Below are 15,784 nucleotides of genomic sequence, written 5' to 3' on the forward strand. Positions count from 1 at the left end.
GGGCGGCGCGGTCCATGCATATGCTAGCCGCGTGACGTGGGGTCCCTGGGCGGATTCTGGTCGATGTTGAGATTGGCGAGAAGCACGGACAGGCGCTTCGCGAGCTGCTTGACGTCGGAATCGTCGAGCCCCTCGCGAACGCAGACGACCGCCCGCGAGGGCGGCAGTTTTGGCAAATAGTAGTCTCTGGACCTGACGATATCAGGAGCCGCCAGCGCGCCCGGCATGGCGGACAAGCCGAGGCCCGCCCTGACGGCGCTCGTGCGCACGGAAGAATCCGAGCTTCGCAGCACGATCCGGTAGGCAATGCCGCTCCGGTCCAGCGGTCCGATCATCCAATTGTCTTCGGGCAGCGTGATGATCGGGATCGGTGCGCCGGGCCGCGCGACGAAATCCCTCGCCTTGACCCAGTTCGTCTCGAACTGAAATTCGCCGACAATCCGGTCTTCGAGCTCCTGCCCGAAGCCCTCGAGCAAGAACAGGCACGCGACATCGATGAAGCCCTCGAGGAGCCCGCGTCGAATCTCGCTGGAATGTTCGGCGAAAAGGAAGACGCCGGAGAGGTTCTCCCTGCTGAATTCGTCGAACAGCCGCTGTGCGAGCAACTGGCTGATGCCGAGCCGACGCACGGAGGATCGGTCCGATCCTCCCAACCTGAGTATCTGGTCATTGGCATCGATGATGCGGCGCGCCTGCTGGAGCGCGAGCTTGCCGAGCTCGGTCAGAGCGGTCCCGTTCGCCGTTCGCGTGAAGAGCTCACCACCGATGAGACCTTGCAGCCGTTTGATCTGGGCGCTGATCGCGGGCTGGCTGAGATTGAGCCGGTCTGCGGCCTTGGACATGCTGCCCGTCTCGGCGATTGCCACGACGGTTCGCATGATTTCCATCGGAATGTTTTGAATCTGCTGTCGCAGCATTCGGGCTCCTTCCGACGGGCAGTATCAAGGAAACTTATCTCCCCATTCAAAAAGGCTCTTGAATCTGGAGGGAGATCCACCGGAGCTCTACGGCCCGACGCTCGAACGCGTTCGCGCTAACTGCTTTCAGTACAAAGCACGTCAAGAAAATCTATATGCCTATTTGCATGCATAGCGACGTCAACCTTTGCGTGCAGACTCATGCATACATTGTAAACGCGCCTCTCTCAAGCTCTTGTTCGGGAAAAAGAGGTAAACGCACATGCGCTTTGCGCGAGACGAGGGCGGAGCCACGGCGGTCGAATTCGCGATGATGCTACCGATCTTTCTGACGTTGATTTTCGGCATCGTGGTTTTCGGCTCCTATTTCGCGATGATCCACGGTGTTCAGCAGCTTGCGGCGGAAGCTGCCCGGACGTCCGTCGCGGGCCTCAGCGACACCGAACGCAACAGCCTCGCCCAGTCCTATGTCACGAGCAGCGTGACCGATTATCCGCTGCTCGATGCGACAAAAGTGAATGTCGTAGCGGCGCCGTCGATCTCTGATCCGAATGTCTATGTCGTGACTGTCAGTTACGACGCCTCGTCCAGCTTCATATTCACGCTTCCGTTCGTTCCCGTGTTGTCGCCATCGATCTCACGATCGGCGGTCATCCCCTACGGAGGATTCTGACATGAGGGGCTCGTCGTCGTTTCGCCGCTTCATTTCAGACCGGTCGGGCAATTTCACCATCATGGGTGCGGGATTGATGACGCTGGTCATCGGCTGTACCGTCCTTGGCGTCGATGTCGGCTCCATCTTCGCGGACAAGCGGAAGGCGCAGAGCGCCGCGGACCTCGCCGCCATCGTCGCTGCCAGCAACCTGACCAATGCCTACAATGCAGCGTCGGCGACGGTCGTGAAGAACAACTACCCGGCCGACTCGCTGGTCGGCGTGGATATCGGCACCTATACGCCCGATTCGGCCACGGCGCCGCAAGCGCGCTTCGTGACACCCGCCGCGGGACCTGCCAACGCTGCGCGCGTCACGTTGAAGACGCAGACCCCACTCTATTTCGCGCGCTACATCACCGGCAGCAGCCGCTTCACGATCAACACCCAGGCGACGGCCTCGAGCACGGCCTTCGCCTCCTTCGCGATCGGGTCGCGCCTGGTCTCGCTCAACGGCGGTCTGCTGAACGCCATTCTCGGCGGCATGCTGGGGACCAACATTTCGCTGTCCGCGATGGACTACCAGTCGCTGATCAATGCAAGGATCGATGCGTTCGATTTTCTCTCGGCCCTGGCGACCCGCGTAAATCTCACGGGCGTAACGTATAGCGACCTGCTGACGGGCAATGCGAGACTGCCTGACGTTGTCGCCGCGGCTTTGGCGGCACAGCAGGCGACCAACGGCCCGAGCTCGGCCACTACCACGCTGTCCATGATATCCCAGGCCGTCGCGAGCCTCTCGACCAGGATCAGTCTCGGCTCCGTGATCGATCTGGGACCCTATAATGGGATGATCACCGGCCAGAAGCCCAAGGTCGGCGTCAGCGTGTCGGTCTTCAGCCTGCTTTCCGCGGTGGCGGAAGTCGCGAACGGCACACACCAGATCACGGCTCCAGTCAATTTCGGGCGGCCTGGCATCGTCGCCGCCAGCCTCGTGGTGACGGTCGGCGAACGTCCCGTCGGCTCGAGCTGGGTCGCCGTCGGCACGCAAGGTGCAAGCGTCCACACCGCCCAGACGCGGATATTGCTCACGGTTCAGATCGGCGGCAGCGGCATCGTTCCCGCGATCAACCTGCCGCTTTATGTCGAAATCGCGCAAGGCACGGCCACGCTCAACGCCATTTCCTGCAATCATGCGAACATCACGAACTCGACGGTGACGCTGGGCGTCACGCCGGGGCTGGTGGATGCCTGGATCGGCAATGTCTCGCTGGCTGACATGGCGAATTTCACGACCAAACCGAATCCGCCTGCGGCCGTGCTTGTCAATGTCGGCGGGTTCAACGTCGCCGGTCGCGCCCACGCGGCGATCGGGAATACGTCGCCGACCTCGGTCGACTTCACCTATGTCGATATTCAGTCGCAACTGGCGAAGACGGTCAGCACGCGCAATTTCACCTCCTCGCTGACATCGAGTTTGCTCGGCGATCTCTCGCTAAGTACCAGCGGCGTCGGCGTTCCGATCCCGGGCTTGACGTCGGCCGTCGCCGGAGCCCTGTCCGGATCGACCGGTTCGATCGATCAACTCGTCGCCTCCACCCTGTCGACGCTCGGGGTCGGCGTAGGCCAGGCCGATGTATGGGTCTCGGGCGTTCGCTGCGACGGTGCGGTGCTGGTAAATTAGGCCGTGATGATAGCTCTTGCCCTCTGCGAGCGGGAATAAGGGCAGCGGTCTGACGATCCTGTGTGCGTGTCGCAAGCAGGAGATCACATGAACGTCCGATCCAATCCCGCCCGTCGGCGAACCCCGGAACGCCTGGCGCTCGCGGCGATCGCCACGGCGCTTCTGTGCGTGGCCGGGCCAGCCGGTGCGACCGGAAACGCTGTGCGCGGCCAGGCGCTCTACAAGGGCTGCGCAGACTGTCACTCGATCAACGAGAACGGCATCGGCCCGATGCACAAGGGCGTGGTCGGGCGCAAGGCGGGCAGCGTCGCGGGTTACGACTACTCGCCCGATCTGAAGAACTCAGGCATCGTCTGGACCGAGGAAAACCTCGACAAATGGCTGACCGGGCCCCAGGCCATGGTGCCGGAGACGAAGATGTTCTTCGACGTGCCGGACGCGCAGGATCGCGCCGATATCATCGCGTATCTGAAAGAAAAGGCGCGGTAGCCGCCGCGCCTCAATCCGTGACGATCTTGACGCGGTCACGCACCTTCACCTGCGCGGTGCGATCGAGTCCGTTCAGCACGCGGAAGCGTTCGGCCGGATGATCGACGCCGGACATGCGGTGGGACAGCGATTCCACGGTGTCGCCGGGCTGCACGGTGATGACCTTGATGCGCAGCGGACGCGCGGCCTGGATCTCCTCGAGCGTCAGGCGGCGGAACGAATTGACGGTCTCGCGCGCATTGCGCTCGCTTTCGATCGACTTCTGCCGTGTGGCGAAGATGAAGCGATAGACGTCGCTGCCGAAGCGCAGCGCGTAGACCTTGAACTGCCACTGGTCGCCCTTGGCGGTGGCGGACGCAGCGGGAAAACCGTTGATGGTGATGTCCTCGGTGGACGCCTTATCGACTCCTTCCATCCAGCCGGAATTCAGGTAGTCGCCGAGCGATTGCTCGGCCGGCACGCGCACTACGTCGAAACGCATCGCCTGCGAGCCGCCGTCGCGCACGCCGATCACCGCCTGCGCAGTGTTGTCGAGCGTAAAATTATCCGGAGCCTGGAAGGTGAAGCCGAGCTTTGGATGCAGGAAACGCCGGCCGCGGACGAAGCCCTCACTGGGGTCCTCGCCATAGACGATGTTGTCGATCGCGGCGAGATAGCTCTCGCGGTCGCGCTCGGCGCCTTCGGGCGCCGCATATTGCCGCGCGATGGTCTGCGCGTTCTGCACCCGTTCGGGCGTTGCCGGATGCGACGAGGTGAAATCCTGCGCGCGCGGATCGAGCGAGCCCTTGCCTGCCTTCAGCTCCGCATTGCGCTCCATCGCGGAAAGGAATCGGGCCGCACCATAGGGATCGAAATGGGCCCTGGCGGAGATACCGACGCCGATGCCATCAGCCTCGAACTCCTGATTGCGGGAGAAGCTCGCCATGGTGAGCTTGGTCTTGGCGAGCGCGAGCGCGGTGAGGTCGGGATCGTTGCTCATGTCGGTGACGACGCGCGTGACGATCGCGGCCTGGCGCGCCTGGTCCTCGCGCATCGCAGCGTGCTTGGACAGCACATGCGCCATTTCGTGGCTCAGCACCGAGGACAATTCGGAGGTGTCGCTGGCCAGCGCCAGCAGCCCGCGCGTGACATAGAGCTGGCCATTCGGCAGCGCGAAGGCGTTCACAGCACCGGAATTGAGAATGGTGACCTTGTAGCCCTGGTCCGGACGATCGGACGCGGCGACGAGCCGGTCGACGGTCTTGCTGACGAGCGATTCGAGCCGGGGGTCGTCATAGGTGCCGCCATAGCTCGCCAGGATACGCTCATGCTCCTTTTCGGTCGCTGGCGTCTGAGCAACCGCCGGCTTCGGCTTGGGCATCGCCACGGTCGGCGGGGCTGCCGCTGTCTGGAACCGGCCCATATCGCCGCAACCGGCGAGACCCATACCCAGCAGCAGGCAAAGCGCGGCCGGCGCAGCCCGCAGGCGGCGGCCATCACCTCGTCCGTGCCGTTCTAGCACCCCATTCACGTCGCTTAACCCGTGCCTGGCCTTGCCTAAGGCCTTACCCCTGTCAGCTCGTTTGCACCCAGCAACTCGACCTGTCCCACCCGGAGCACATCGATACGCGGCCCCGTCGTCCCCTCAACCCAGCCCCGGACACGAATACGTCTATTTTCCAGGGACTTAAGCGTAATCCCGGCGTTTTGGAACGCTGGCAGCGTACGCTTTGAAATAGTCACCGCAAAGCCGTGTGTCCAGTTCCGTCCGAAGTTGAGGTAGGTCATTGCCCCAGCTTGCCGGACCGACAGGACTTTGCCCTCGACCACCATAAAGCGCCCGATCCCGGCCAAAATATCGTCCGGACTTTCCGCGTTTTTTATGGCCGACGGGTCAGCCCAGCTGCCCCTTTTTTGGCGCCGCGCCTCGGCCTCTGACGCCATCAGGGCGGCCGCGCAGTCCTTGTCCGCAACCTCGGCCGAGACGAGGGCGTCGCCCTGGCCAAGCAGCATGGCCTGCACGGACGTCTCGCTCTCGCCGATGAACAGCAGCGCACCCTGGCGGCCGTAGCGGTCGGGCGTGTCGTCGGTACCGCGCAGGATGACGTCGCGACCGACCAGCAGCGAGGTCAGCGCCTGCCTTGTCGTTGCTGTCGCCTCGATGCCGACAAGACGCACTTCGCGGCCGTCGTCGAGACGCACGCTGCGTGCATCGACTACGCCTGCCACGCGGCCTTCGCCCTGTGCCTCGAACTGGCACGGCGTCGCAGACGCTGTACGACCCGCGATGAGAAGAAGTGCGACGATGAGGTGAATCCGTTGCGTCACGTGACCCGGAGAGGTTGCGTTATGCTCTAGCTTTACCCCAAGTGTAGCTGGTCGCGAAGACGCTTCCTCACACTCCGTCATTGCGAGGCGCGAAGCGACGAAGAATCCCTCCGCGGAAAGACTCTGGATTGTTTCGCTGCGCGCGCAATGATGCGGAGATATTTCTCCGCACCTTACCATTCCGTTTTGCGGAAATCGCGGACAGAACATGCGGCCTCTTCGCGCCTGCGCTTGCTGCGCTGTTGCGCATGCGGCATGATTACGGGACTAGCGAATGCCAAGAGCAATAATCAAGCCGCCATCAGAGACAGGCGATCAAGGGAGACCCCTTTCCATGAAGCATATTTTGTTGGGCATTTTTGCCGCCGCGTTTGCCCTCAGCGCGAGCGCTGCGCAGGCCCAGGACAAGCCTCCCCTCAAGATTGGCGGCATTCTCGACATGTCGAGCCTTTACGCCGACATCACCGGCCCCGGCAGCGAGACCGCGGCCAAGATGGCCGTGGAAGATTTCGGCGGGGAGGTGCTGGGTCGCAAGATCGAGGTGCTGGCGGCTGACCATCAAAACAAGGCCGACCTTGCCGCCAACATCGCCCGCGACATGCTCGATAATCAGGGCGTCGAGATGATCTACGACGTCGCGGCCTCGGCAACCGCGCTTGCCGCCGGCGAGATCGCGAAGGCGCGAGGCAAGATCATCATGTTCAATGGCCCGGGCTCGATCCGTCTCTCCAACGAGGCGTGCGGTCCCTACACCATCCACTACGTCTTCGACACCTACGGCCAGGCCAATGTGACCGGCCTTGCCGCCGTGAAGTCGGGCCTCGACACCTGGTTCTTCCTCACCGCCGACTACGCCTTCGGCCAGGATCTGGAGAAGGACACCAGTGCCGTCGTCACCAAGACGGGCGGCAAGGTGCTCGGCAGCGTGCGCCATCCGCTCAACACGTCGGATTTCTCGTCGTTCCTGCTGCAGGCGCAGGCGTCAAAAGCCAAGGTGATCGGGCTCGCGAATGCCGGCGGTGATACCGTCAACGCCATCAAGCAGTCGGCCGAGTTCGGTATCATGAAGGGCGGCCAGAAGGTCTCGCCACTGCTGGCCTTCGTCACCGACATCGATTCGATCGGGCTTGAGACCGCGCAGGGTCTGCTGCTGGCCGAGGCCTTTTATTGGGACATGAACGACGAGACGCGCGCCTTCTCGAAGCGCTTTCAGGAGCGCGTGAAGCGGCCGCCGACCTCGGCGCAGGCCGGCGTCTATTCCTCCGTCACGCATTATCTGAAGGCGGTGAAGGCGGCCGGCACAACCGATGCGGCTACGGTCATGAAGGTGATGAAGGAGACGCCGATTAACGATTTCTTCGCCAAGAACGGCAAGATCCGCGAGGACGGCCGCATGGTGCACGACATGTACCTGTTCGAGGTCAAGAAGCCGTCGGAGTCGAAGGGGCGCTGGGACGACTACAAGCTGCTCGCCACCGTGCCCGGCAACGAGGCGTTCCAGTCGCTGGAGCAGTCGCGCTGCCCGCTGGTGAAGAAGTGACGGCGTGACGTAAGTCACGACGTCATCCCGGGGCGCGAAGCGAACCCGGGATCTCGAGGTTCCGGGTTCGATGCCTTGCATCGCCCCGGAACGACGGAGATGCAAAACAACAAGGGAGACGCCCCATGAACGACATGGTTCTGCAGAAGCTCGAAGGCGGGCTGCTCACCATCACCATGAACCGCCCCGAGCGAAAGAACGCGCTCAACCCCGAGATGGTCGCAGGGTTAGTCGAGGCGGCGCGCCGCGCGGCTGATGATCCCGAGGTGCGGGCGGTGCTGTTCAAGGGCGCCGGCGGCTCGTTCTGCGTCGGCGGCGACGTCAAGTCGATGGCGGCCGGACGCGCGCCGCTGCCGTTCGAGGTGAAGATGGCGAACCTGCGCCGCGGCATGGAGGTCTCGCGCATCCTGCATCAGATGCCGAAACCCGTGGTGGCGCAGCTCGACGGCGCTGCGGCCGGTGCCGGCCTTTCGATGGCACTGTCGTGCGATCTCCGCATTGCCGGCGAATCCTGCAAGATCACGACAGCCTTTGCCAAGGTCGGATTCTCCGGCGATTACGGTGGCACCTATTTCCTGACTCAACTGCTCGGCAGTGCGCGGGCGCGCGAGCTTTATCTTACATCGCCGGTGCTGACCGCGAAGGAGGCGCATGCGATCGGCATGGTGACGAGGGTCGTGCCCGACGCCGAGATCGATACAGCCGCGCATGAGCTGGCGCTGTCGCTGGCGCAAGGACCATCTATCGCGCTCGGCTACATCAAGCGCAACATCAACAACGCCGAGCATCTGCCGCTGGAGGACTGCTTCGACGGCGAGGCGATCCACCACACCCGCTGCAGCGACACCGAGGATCACAAGGAGGCCGCCAAGGCCTTCGTCGAGAAGCGCAAGCCGGCCTTCAAAGGCGCATGACGGTGGCGCCCCATATGCGGCTGCGACAGATATGCCTGGTCGCGCCTCAGCTCGCGCCTGTCATCTCCGATATCGCCGAGATCATGGGCCTTTCCGTCTGCTACCGCGACGGCAATGTCGCCAAATACGGCCTGGAGAACGCGCTGCTCCCGGTCGATACGATCCTTCTGGAGGTCGTCGCGCCGTTCAAGGACGGCACCACGGCCGGCCGCTTCATCGAGAAGACCGGCGGCCGCGGTGGCTACATGGCGATTTTCTGCTGCAACGATCCCGACGAGCGCGGCCGCAACGCCAACGCGCTGGGCGTGCGCACCGCCAACGTCATTGATCACGCGCCCTATCACGGCGTGCAGCTCCACCCGCGCGACTGCCGCGCCGCCTTCATCGAGTTCAATCACACCGAAGGCAGCGACGACATTCTAGGGCCGTACCCGCCGGCGGGACCGGACTGGCAGAAATACATCCGCAAGGACGTGACGCAGGCGCTCACGGCCGTGGAGATGCAGAGCCCTGATCCGGTGGGGCTCGCGGAGCATTGGGGCAAGATCATCGGTGTTGCGCCGGGTGGCGATGCCGAGCTGAAGCTGCCGAATGCGACCTTCCGCTTTGTGAAAGGGGCGAGCGAGATCATGAGCGCGCTGGAGTTTCGGGTGGCTGATGCCGCGAGTGTGTTGCATGCCGCGCGGGAGAAAGGACTTGCGGTAGCGGGCAACGAGTTCCTGCTCGGCGGTGTGACGTTTCGTGTGAGCTAACCTTGCCCGTTATCCGTCATTGTGTCGTGTTCGCCTCTTCAGCGGGGCTCGAAGGGCGACGGCCACCAGCCGGGGCCGCTCATCCTTCGAGGCTCCCAGCACGGTGCTATGCACCGTACTGCTCGCACCTCAGGACGACGGGCTGAGTTAGCCGCGAAGGAATGCGGCGCAGAGAGCGCAATCACCGTCCCCTAAAATTCGCCACGCGCCGTTCTTCCGTGGCCTTCACGCCTTCCTTGAAATCCTCCGTCGCGCGCAGGCGGGTCTGCTCGGCAAGTTCGTGATTGGTCGCCGCCATCACGCGGTCGGCGAGGCCGGCGCGCATCGTGGCGCGGGTGGAGAGGAGGCCGAGCGGGGAGCATTCGGCGATCTCGCCAGCGAGCTTCATCGCGGCCGCTTTCACCTGGTCCTGCGGCACCAGCTCGTTGGCGAGGCCCCATTTATAGGCCTCTTCGCCGGTGACGCGGCGGCTGGTGTAGAACATCAGCTCGGCGTTGTTCTTGCCGATCAACTCGGGCAGCGTCGTGGTCAGGCCGAAGCCGGGATGGAACCCGAGTTTCGTGAAATTCGCGGAAAAGCGGGCTTCCGGGCAGGTGACGCGGAAATCCGCCGACACCGCAAGGCCCAATCCGCCGCCGATGGCCGCGCCCTGCACGGCGGCGACGATCGGCTTCTTGGCGCGGAAGATGCGCACGGCCTGGATGTAGAGATGATTGATCGGGCCGAGACTGTCGGCCGGATCGCCCTTGGCCTTTTTCTCCGCCTCTTGTGCTTCCTGCGCCTGTCGCGCGGGGTCACCGAAATTGGCGCCGGCGCAGAAGGCCTTGCCTTGCGCCGACAACACGGAGGCGCGGATCTCGATGTCGCGATCGAACTCGTCGAGCGCGTCCGCGATCTGGTTGATCAGCGAGATGTCGAAGAAGTTGAGCGGGGGACGGCGGATCTCGATGGAGCCGACGTGCCCGACCTTCTCGACGCCGATATCCTTGTAGGTGGTCATGATGTCCTCGAAGCGTTAGCGCAGGCCAAGTCCACGCGCGATGATGCCGCGCAGCACCTCGGTGGTGCCGCCCTGGATGGTGAGTTTAGGTGCGGTCTTGATGGCGAAGTCGAGCTGCCGCTCGAGCGTCTCGCGATTGGTAGCGGTCTCCTCGACGAAGGCCGCGAGATCGCGCACGCGGTGCGGAAGCTGCTGTTCCCAGACCGTGCCGATGTCCTTGACGATGGAAGCTTCCACCACCGGCTCCTTGCCGGCCTGCAGCATGCCCGCGACCGAAACCGACATGCGACGCATGGTGTGGAGCTGCGCGACCAGACGGCCGATGCCTTCGGCGCTGCGCGTATCCGGATTAGGGCCGACCGCGCGGACGAGCTCGGTCAGCACGTAATAAGTCTCGAGGAAGCGCTCGGGGCCCGAACGCTCGTAAGCGAGCTCCGACGTCGCCTGCTTCCAGGCGCCGTCGACTTCGCCGAGCACGTGATCGTCGGGGACGAAGAAATCGGTGAAGACCACCTCGTTGAACTCGTACTGGCCGGTGATCTGCCCGATCGGGTTCACCTTGATGCCCGGCTGCTTCATCTTGACCAAAAACTGCGTCAGGCCGTGACGTCGGTTTTCCTTGGTCGGCGGCGAGGTCCGGAAGATCGCGATCATGTAATCGGCGATATGCGCCGACGAGGTCCAGATCTTGGTGCCGTTGATGAGATAGCCTCCGTCGGTCTTGGTCGCGCGCGTCTTCGCCGCGAACAGGTCCGAACCGGAATTCGGCTCGCTCATGCCGATGGCGAAGCAGATCTCCCCACGGCAGATGCGCGGAAGGATGTCCATCTTGATGTGCTCGGGCGCGTATTTCAGCAGCACCGGCCCGCTCTGACGGTCGGCGACGAAGAAGCGACGCGTCGGCGCGTTGGCGACGCGCATCTCCTCGGTCACGACGTAGCGCTCGAGGAAGGAGCGCTCCTGGCCGCCATATTTCTTCGGCCAGGTCATCCCGAGCCAGCCCTTGGCGCCGACTTTCCGGGAAAATTCCGGCACGTCGGTGTCTTCGCGGTTGGGCTTGTGCGGATCGAAGGTGCCGGCGGCGATCTCCTCGGCGAGGAAGGCGCGCACCTCCTTGCGCAGTTGCTCGCACTTCTCGGGCAGGCGGATCGGATCGAAACGGAGAGCTGCGGTCATGTGTTTCGTTCCCTGTTAGCGCGACGCCACGAGCGGCCACAACTCATCGGCGCCTCTGGAGGCGACGAGCTTGCCGAGCTCGACGGCCCAGTGGCTTTCGGAGCCGAAGTCATCGCGCCAGGCCAGCGCCCGCAGCGAATAGCGGTGCAGGATGTGCTCGATGGTGAAGCCGATCGCGCCGTGCACCTGATGGGCGATGCCGCCGCCTTTCTCAGCGGCTTCCGCGCAACGGATCTTTGCTGAGGCGGCCTCGAGATAGACTTCGTCGTCGAACGATTTGGCGTTCGCGATGGCATCGGCCGCCGACGTCGCGGCCGCGAGCGCCGCGGCGGATTCGCCGGCGAGGCGGGCGAGATTGTGCTGCACCGCCTGGAATTTCGAGATCTTCTTCTCGAAGGCAACGCGTTCGTTGGAATAGCGCACCGAGATGTCGAGCATGGATTCAAGTGCGCCGGCGATCTGAAGGCTGCGCGCGACACCGCCCATCAGCATCAGCGTGGTCTGGTCGACGCCTTTTAAAGCGGCCTTGACGGTCACAGGCTGGACCTTGTCGAGCGTCACGGTATCGCTGTGGTCGTAGCCGACATTCAGCCCGGATTCGATCCGGCCCTTCGAGGCATCGACCAGGGCGATGGAGACGCCGTCCTTGCCATGCGCGAGCACCGCAAAATGCTTCGCGGCCTTGGCAAAGGGGACGCCGCGGGCGCGGCCGGAAAGCGCGCCGTCGGCATCGACAATGATGCGATCCCTCGGGCTCGCCGGCAGCACCGTCATCTCGCCTTCCGGCGAGGCGATCTTCGCCTGCGCCAGCAGCCAGCCCGCGAGCATGGTTTCGGCCAGGGGAACCGCGACTGCGAAGCGGCCGGCGGCGTTGAGCAGGGCAAAACCGTCGGCAAGGCTCGCGCCGGAGCCGCCGAGATCATCGGGCACCCAAGCCAGCGGCAAGCCGGATTCGCTCAGCGCCTGCCACAGCGGCGCCTGCCACGAATTTGTCTTGTCGTTGTTGATGGTTTGCGGATCGGCGAGATCGGCGAAGATCTTCTCCGCGGTCTCGACGACGATATTGTCACTCTCCGCCACAGCGTTCCCCGTGTCTTGCCATTGGCGCGTCCTGCCCAAGGAGCCGGCGCGCGATCTCTTTCTTGCGCCCGATGATCCGAAAAAGCCATGGCCCTGACAAGCGTTGATCGCAGGCCCATCTGCGGCTCCGGCATGGGGGAAGGAGCTGGTCTGGATTAATTCCGCTTAGCGGAGTTTGCTCGATTTGCAGGGCGCGGCAAACTCGCTAAACAGGGCGCCACATTCAAACACGGGGAAGGACATCCGGATGGCCAAGGACAGTTTGTGCGCAATCGTGACGGGGTCCGCATCCGGTCTCGGCGCGGCGACTGCGGAAATTCTCGCAGCGACCGGGGCACGGCTCGTCATCAACTATTCGTCGAGCCAGAAGGAAGCCGAGGCCACCGCCGAGCTCTGCCGCAAGGCGGGTGCTGCGGAAGTGCTGGTGGCGCAAGGCGATGTCTCGAAGGATGATGATTGCCGCAGGATCGTCGCCGCCGCGAGCGGCTGGGGCAAGCTCGACATCCTCGTCAACAATGCCGGCACCACCAAGCATGTCGCCCATGGCAATCTCGACGGGCTCTCGGCGGAAGATTTCCAGCGGCTCTACGGCGTCAACACCATCGGCCCGTTCCAGATGGTGCGCGCTGCGCGCAGCCTGCTCGAGGCTGGTGCAAACGGGTCGGGGCGTCCATCGGCCGTGGTCAACATTTCCTCCGTTGCCGGCATCAGCGGTGTCGGCTCGTCGATTGCATATGCTGCAAGCAAGGGCGCACTCAACACGATGACGCTGTCGCTGTCGCGTGCGCTGGCGCCCCTGATCCGCGTCAATACGGTTTGCCCCGGTTATATCGACACGCCCTGGTTCACCAAGGGCCGCGGCGAGGAACAGGCAAAGCAGGTGCGCGACAGCGTGGTGGCAAAGGTGCCGCTGAAGGTCGCCTCTTCAGCCGAGGACATCGCGCGGCTCGTCTGCTTCCTGGCGATGCCTGCGTCCAGCAACATGACCGGCGAGGTCGTGCGCATGGATGCGGGGATGCATTTGATTACGTAGTTCGTCATTGCGAACGAAGCGAAGCAATCCAGAAATCTCTCCGCGGAGACAGGCTGGAACGTTTCGTCGCACCAGCGCAAAATTGCTTCGCAATTTTGTCGCGGGCTCCTCGCAACGACGGACTCTGAGGCGGCGGCGCGTTCCTGCGGCCTACGCCGTCACCCCTTGATCACGCCGCTCGCGACCAGTCGGTGCCAGATGAACAGCACCACCACGGCGCCGATCGTGGCCATGATGAATCCCGCGCCCTGATCCGGACTGTAATGGCCGATGGCCTGGCCGACGAAGGTCGCCAGAAACGCACCGACTATGCCGAGGATGGTGGTGAGGATGAAGCCGCTCGGGTTGTTCGGTCCCGGCGCCAGAAAGCGCGCGATGAGGCCGGCGACGAAGCCGACCACGATGATCCACAACAGGCCGCCCATGCTCATGTCAGTGCTCCCCTTGCCGAATGCGTAGATCCAATTTGGATTAAATTCGTCCCGCGAGCTCGTTTTCGCTCGGCAGCCGTCCGTCCGGCGTCAGATGATCGACCACCTGCGGCAGGTACTGGCTGAGGCCGGACAGCAGTTCGTCGCGCGATAGCCCGCTCTGCGCGGACAGACTGTTGATCTGGTCGGCGCCGAGCGCATTGGCGAGATCGCCGGGGCTGATGGCCTTGTTCTCGCCCTTGCCGACCCAGGTGTTCGCGGTGTCGCCGTGGCCGCCCTGCTGGAGCTGGTTGAGGAGATCGCCGAGGCCGCCGCTGAGCACGGAGCCGGCTGCGCCGCCGGCGAGCAGGCCGCCGAGGCCCCCCTTGAGGACATCACCGAGGTCGCCACCGCCCGTGCCGGTGTTCACCGGCGGCGGCACAGGTGCCGGCGCCGACTGCGGCGCGGCGCCCGGCTGGCCAGCCGTCAGATGCTTGAATGCCTTCCAGGCGAGCAGGCCGAGGATCGCCATGGTCATCGGCGACATGCCACCGGAAGATTGCTGTGAGCTCGGGGTGCTCGGGCCGCGGGGCCCGTTCTGCATGCCGTTGAGGACGTCGAGTAGACCCATGGTGCTCTCCTTTGGCGTTCTCGTCGGCGAGCTCTCGCCGGTGACAAGCCCCCGGGCAAAAACATATGGGGCTCTCATGACGGTTACAAGGCAGATGCGACTTGGTCGCGATGGGCAGCCGACGCTGCCTCTGCTATCGAGGGTGAGTGATTGAGGGAGAAGGTCAGGTGCTGACGGATCGACCGATCGTGGTGGCCGGCGCGGGCGCCATCGGGTGTTTTGTCGGCGGCATGCTGGCGGCTGACGATCGTCGAGTCGCGCTCCTGGTCCGGTCGCGCGTGAAGACCGAAATCGAGCGGTTCGGCCTGCGGCTGACGGATTTCGACGGCTCCGAGAAGAAGCTGGGTGCGGGCCAGCTGGCGTTGTCGGAGGATCCCGCGATCTTTCACAGTGCTGGCATCGTGCTGGTCACGGTCAAGAGTGCCGATACGGCCGATGTCGCGGATCAGATCGCGCGGCACGCGCCCCGGGATGCCGTGATCGTGTCGTTGCAGAACGGCGTCGGCAATGTCGCGGTGCTGCAGGAGCGGCTCGGCGGCCGGCGCGTGCTCGCCGGCATGGTGCCGTTCAATGTGGTCGCAATGGGCGAGGGACACTTCCACCGCTCGACCTCGGGCGACATCACCGTCGGCGAAGATGTGGACAATACGGCTGCGGCATTGTCGGTGTCTGGTCTCGCGATGCGCGCGAGTCGCGACATCACCGGCGTGCAATGGGGCAAGCTGATCATCAATCTGAACAATGCGCTCAGCGCCTTGTCGAACATGCCGCTCGCCGCGCAATTGGCGAACCGTGACTGGCGAAAACTGTTTGCTGACCAGATGGCCGAGGGTCTCGCTACGTTGAAAGCCGCCGGAATCAAGCCGGCCTCGGCGACGCCGATCCCGCCGAACTGGACGCCGACCCTGTTGAGACTGCCCGACGTGATCTTCAGCGCGATTCTGGGGCGCACGATGAAGATCGATCCGGAGGCACGCTCCTCGATGTGGCAGGATCTGAAGCAGGGCCGCAAGACCGAGATAGACTATCTCCAGGGCGCGGTCATTGCGCTCGCCGAGCAGAACAAGGTCGATGTGCCGCTGATGCGCCGCATTGTTGCGCTGGTCAAGCAGGCAGAGACGGCCGGCAAGGGCCCTCCGGGACTTTCGCCGCAGCAGATCCGCGGTATGGTTTGAGCGTTGACGGTTGATGGAGAAGCA

16 protein-coding genes are annotated in these 15,784 nt (G+C 63.9%); 8 read left to right on the forward strand and 8 right to left on the reverse strand.

What is annotated here, in order from left to right:
* Nucleotides 1-23: 23 nt before the first annotated feature.
* Nucleotides 24-917, reverse strand: coding sequence for a LysR family transcriptional regulator (locus XH90_RS03070; RefSeq protein WP_194479153.1), 894 nt, complete (start codon nucleotides 915-917; stop codon nucleotides 24-26).
* Between the two features lie 262 nt (nucleotides 918-1,179).
* Between XH90_RS03070 and XH90_RS03075 the strand changes: the two genes are divergently transcribed.
* The 3 genes from XH90_RS03075 to XH90_RS03085 all read left to right on the forward strand — a co-directional run bounded on the left by XH90_RS03075 (nucleotide 1,180) and on the right by XH90_RS03085 (nucleotide 3,742).
* On the forward strand, nucleotides 1,180-1,590 hold the full coding sequence (locus XH90_RS03075; RefSeq protein ID WP_194479154.1) for a TadE/TadG family type IV pilus assembly protein: 411 nt from the start codon (nucleotides 1,180-1,182) through the stop codon (nucleotides 1,588-1,590).
* A 1-nt stretch (nucleotide 1,591) separates the two neighbouring features.
* Nucleotides 1,592-3,253 carry a pilus assembly protein TadG-related protein gene (locus tag XH90_RS03080; RefSeq protein WP_194479155.1) on the forward strand — a complete coding sequence of 554 codons (1,662 nt, stop codon included), beginning with the start codon at nucleotides 1,592-1,594 and terminating at the stop codon, nucleotides 3,251-3,253.
* A gap of 87 nt (nucleotides 3,254-3,340) precedes the next feature.
* Nucleotides 3,341-3,742, forward strand: a complete 402-nt coding sequence (locus tag XH90_RS03085; protein ID WP_194479156.1) for a cytochrome c family protein — start codon at nucleotides 3,341-3,343, stop codon at nucleotides 3,740-3,742.
* A gap of 10 nt (nucleotides 3,743-3,752) precedes the next feature.
* Here the strand turns inward: XH90_RS03085 and XH90_RS03090 are convergent, their stop codons facing one another.
* Both XH90_RS03090 and XH90_RS03095 read right to left on the reverse strand, forming a co-directional pair.
* Nucleotides 3,753-5,144: a M48 family metalloprotease gene (locus XH90_RS03090; RefSeq protein WP_246755918.1), complete on the reverse strand. Its 1,392-nt coding sequence runs from the start codon at nucleotides 5,142-5,144 to the stop codon at nucleotides 3,753-3,755.
* A 134-nt stretch (nucleotides 5,145-5,278) separates the two neighbouring features.
* Nucleotides 5,279-6,130: a thermonuclease family protein gene (locus tag XH90_RS03095; protein WP_194482574.1), complete on the reverse strand. Its 852-nt coding sequence runs from the start codon at nucleotides 6,128-6,130 to the stop codon at nucleotides 5,279-5,281.
* Nucleotides 6,131-6,383: 253 nt separating this feature from the next.
* On the opposite strand from XH90_RS03095, the gene XH90_RS03100 reads away from it, so the two are divergent.
* From XH90_RS03100 to XH90_RS03110, 3 genes are all read left to right on the forward strand, one after another.
* The gene (locus XH90_RS03100; protein ID WP_194479157.1) at nucleotides 6,384-7,589 is read left to right on the forward strand and encodes an ABC transporter substrate-binding protein; all 1,206 of its coding nucleotides are present in this window, start codon (nucleotides 6,384-6,386) and stop codon (nucleotides 7,587-7,589) included.
* 125 nt (nucleotides 7,590-7,714) lie between these two features.
* Nucleotides 7,715-8,503: an enoyl-CoA hydratase gene (locus XH90_RS03105; RefSeq protein ID WP_194479158.1), complete on the forward strand. Its 789-nt coding sequence runs from the start codon at nucleotides 7,715-7,717 to the stop codon at nucleotides 8,501-8,503.
* Nucleotides 8,504-8,505: 2 nt separating this feature from the next.
* Complete coding sequence (locus tag XH90_RS03110) at nucleotides 8,506-9,255, forward strand: hypothetical protein (RefSeq protein WP_194482575.1); 750 nt, start codon at nucleotides 8,506-8,508, stop codon at nucleotides 9,253-9,255.
* Nucleotides 9,256-9,436: 181 nt separating this feature from the next.
* Here XH90_RS03110 and XH90_RS03115 read toward each other — a convergent pair whose 3' ends face one another.
* Genes XH90_RS03115 through XH90_RS03125 form a run of 3 tightly spaced genes read right to left on the reverse strand, consistent with a single transcriptional unit; the run spans nucleotide 9,437 to nucleotide 12,511 of the window.
* On the reverse strand, nucleotides 9,437-10,255 hold the full coding sequence (locus tag XH90_RS03115; RefSeq protein ID WP_128949400.1) for an enoyl-CoA hydratase/isomerase family protein: 819 nt from the start codon (nucleotides 10,253-10,255) through the stop codon (nucleotides 9,437-9,439).
* Between the two features lie 15 nt (nucleotides 10,256-10,270).
* Nucleotides 10,271-11,431 (reverse strand): acyl-CoA dehydrogenase family protein, encoded by a 1,161-nt coding sequence (locus tag XH90_RS03120; protein WP_194479159.1) that lies wholly within the window; start codon nucleotides 11,429-11,431, stop codon nucleotides 10,271-10,273.
* A 15-nt stretch (nucleotides 11,432-11,446) separates the two neighbouring features.
* Nucleotides 11,447-12,511, reverse strand: coding sequence for an acyl-CoA dehydrogenase family protein (locus XH90_RS03125; RefSeq protein WP_194479160.1), 1,065 nt, complete (start codon nucleotides 12,509-12,511; stop codon nucleotides 11,447-11,449).
* A 247-nt stretch (nucleotides 12,512-12,758) separates the two neighbouring features.
* Here XH90_RS03125 and XH90_RS03130 point away from each other — a divergent pair, with 247 nt between their 5' ends.
* Entirely contained in the window at nucleotides 12,759-13,544 is a 786-nt protein-coding gene (locus tag XH90_RS03130; RefSeq protein ID WP_194479161.1) for an SDR family NAD(P)-dependent oxidoreductase, read from the forward strand.
* Between the two features lie 158 nt (nucleotides 13,545-13,702).
* Here the strand turns inward: XH90_RS03130 and XH90_RS03135 are convergent, their stop codons facing one another.
* Nucleotides 13,703-13,975 carry a GlsB/YeaQ/YmgE family stress response membrane protein gene (locus XH90_RS03135; RefSeq protein WP_194479162.1) on the reverse strand — a complete coding sequence of 91 codons (273 nt, stop codon included), beginning with the start codon at nucleotides 13,973-13,975 and terminating at the stop codon, nucleotides 13,703-13,705.
* Nucleotides 13,976-14,015: 40 nt separating this feature from the next.
* Complete coding sequence (locus XH90_RS03140) at nucleotides 14,016-14,585, reverse strand: YidB family protein (protein ID WP_194479163.1); 570 nt, start codon at nucleotides 14,583-14,585, stop codon at nucleotides 14,016-14,018.
* Nucleotides 14,586-14,752: 167 nt separating this feature from the next.
* Here XH90_RS03140 and XH90_RS03145 point away from each other — a divergent pair, with 167 nt between their 5' ends.
* Complete coding sequence (locus XH90_RS03145) at nucleotides 14,753-15,760, forward strand: 2-dehydropantoate 2-reductase (RefSeq protein ID WP_194479164.1); 1,008 nt, start codon at nucleotides 14,753-14,755, stop codon at nucleotides 15,758-15,760.
* The last annotated feature ends 24 nt before the right edge of the window (nucleotides 15,761-15,784 follow it).

The sequence above is a fragment of the Bradyrhizobium sp. CCBAU 53338 genome (assembly GCF_015291665.1).
Lineage (GTDB): Bacteria > Pseudomonadota > Alphaproteobacteria > Rhizobiales > Xanthobacteraceae > Bradyrhizobium.

Bases quoted from the DNA above. Each gene is read 5' to 3' on its own strand.
- XH90_RS03075 (WP_194479154.1), top strand. From the start codon at position 1,180: ATGCGCTTTGCGCGAGACGAGGGCGGAGCCACGGCGGTCGAATTCGCG.
- XH90_RS03080 (WP_194479155.1), top strand. From the start codon at position 1,592: ATGAGGGGCTCGTCGTCGTTTCGCCGCTTCATTTCAGACCGGTCGGGC.
- XH90_RS03090 (WP_246755918.1), bottom strand. From the start codon at position 5,144: ATGGGCCGGTTCCAGACAGCGGCAGCCCCGCCGACCGTGGCGATGCCC.
- XH90_RS03070 (WP_194479153.1), bottom strand. From the start codon at position 917: ATGCTGCGACAGCAGATTCAAAACATTCCGATGGAAATCATGCGAACC.
- XH90_RS03115 (WP_128949400.1), bottom strand. From the start codon at position 10,255: ATGACCACCTACAAGGATATCGGCGTCGAGAAGGTCGGGCACGTCGGC.
- XH90_RS03095 (WP_194482574.1), bottom strand. From the start codon at position 6,130: ATGACGGAGTGTGAGGAAGCGTCTTCGCGACCAGCTACACTTGGGGTA.
- XH90_RS03120 (WP_194479159.1), bottom strand. From the start codon at position 11,431: ATGACCGCAGCTCTCCGTTTCGATCCGATCCGCCTGCCCGAGAAGTGC.
- XH90_RS03105 (WP_194479158.1), top strand. From the start codon at position 7,715: ATGAACGACATGGTTCTGCAGAAGCTCGAAGGCGGGCTGCTCACCATC.
- XH90_RS03085 (WP_194479156.1), top strand. From the start codon at position 3,341: ATGAACGTCCGATCCAATCCCGCCCGTCGGCGAACCCCGGAACGCCTG.
- XH90_RS03100 (WP_194479157.1), top strand. From the start codon at position 6,384: ATGAAGCATATTTTGTTGGGCATTTTTGCCGCCGCGTTTGCCCTCAGC.
- XH90_RS03135 (WP_194479162.1), bottom strand. From the start codon at position 13,975: ATGAGCATGGGCGGCCTGTTGTGGATCATCGTGGTCGGCTTCGTCGCC.
- XH90_RS03130 (WP_194479161.1), top strand. From the start codon at position 12,759: ATGGCCAAGGACAGTTTGTGCGCAATCGTGACGGGGTCCGCATCCGGT.
- XH90_RS03140 (WP_194479163.1), bottom strand. From the start codon at position 14,585: ATGGGTCTACTCGACGTCCTCAACGGCATGCAGAACGGGCCCCGCGGC.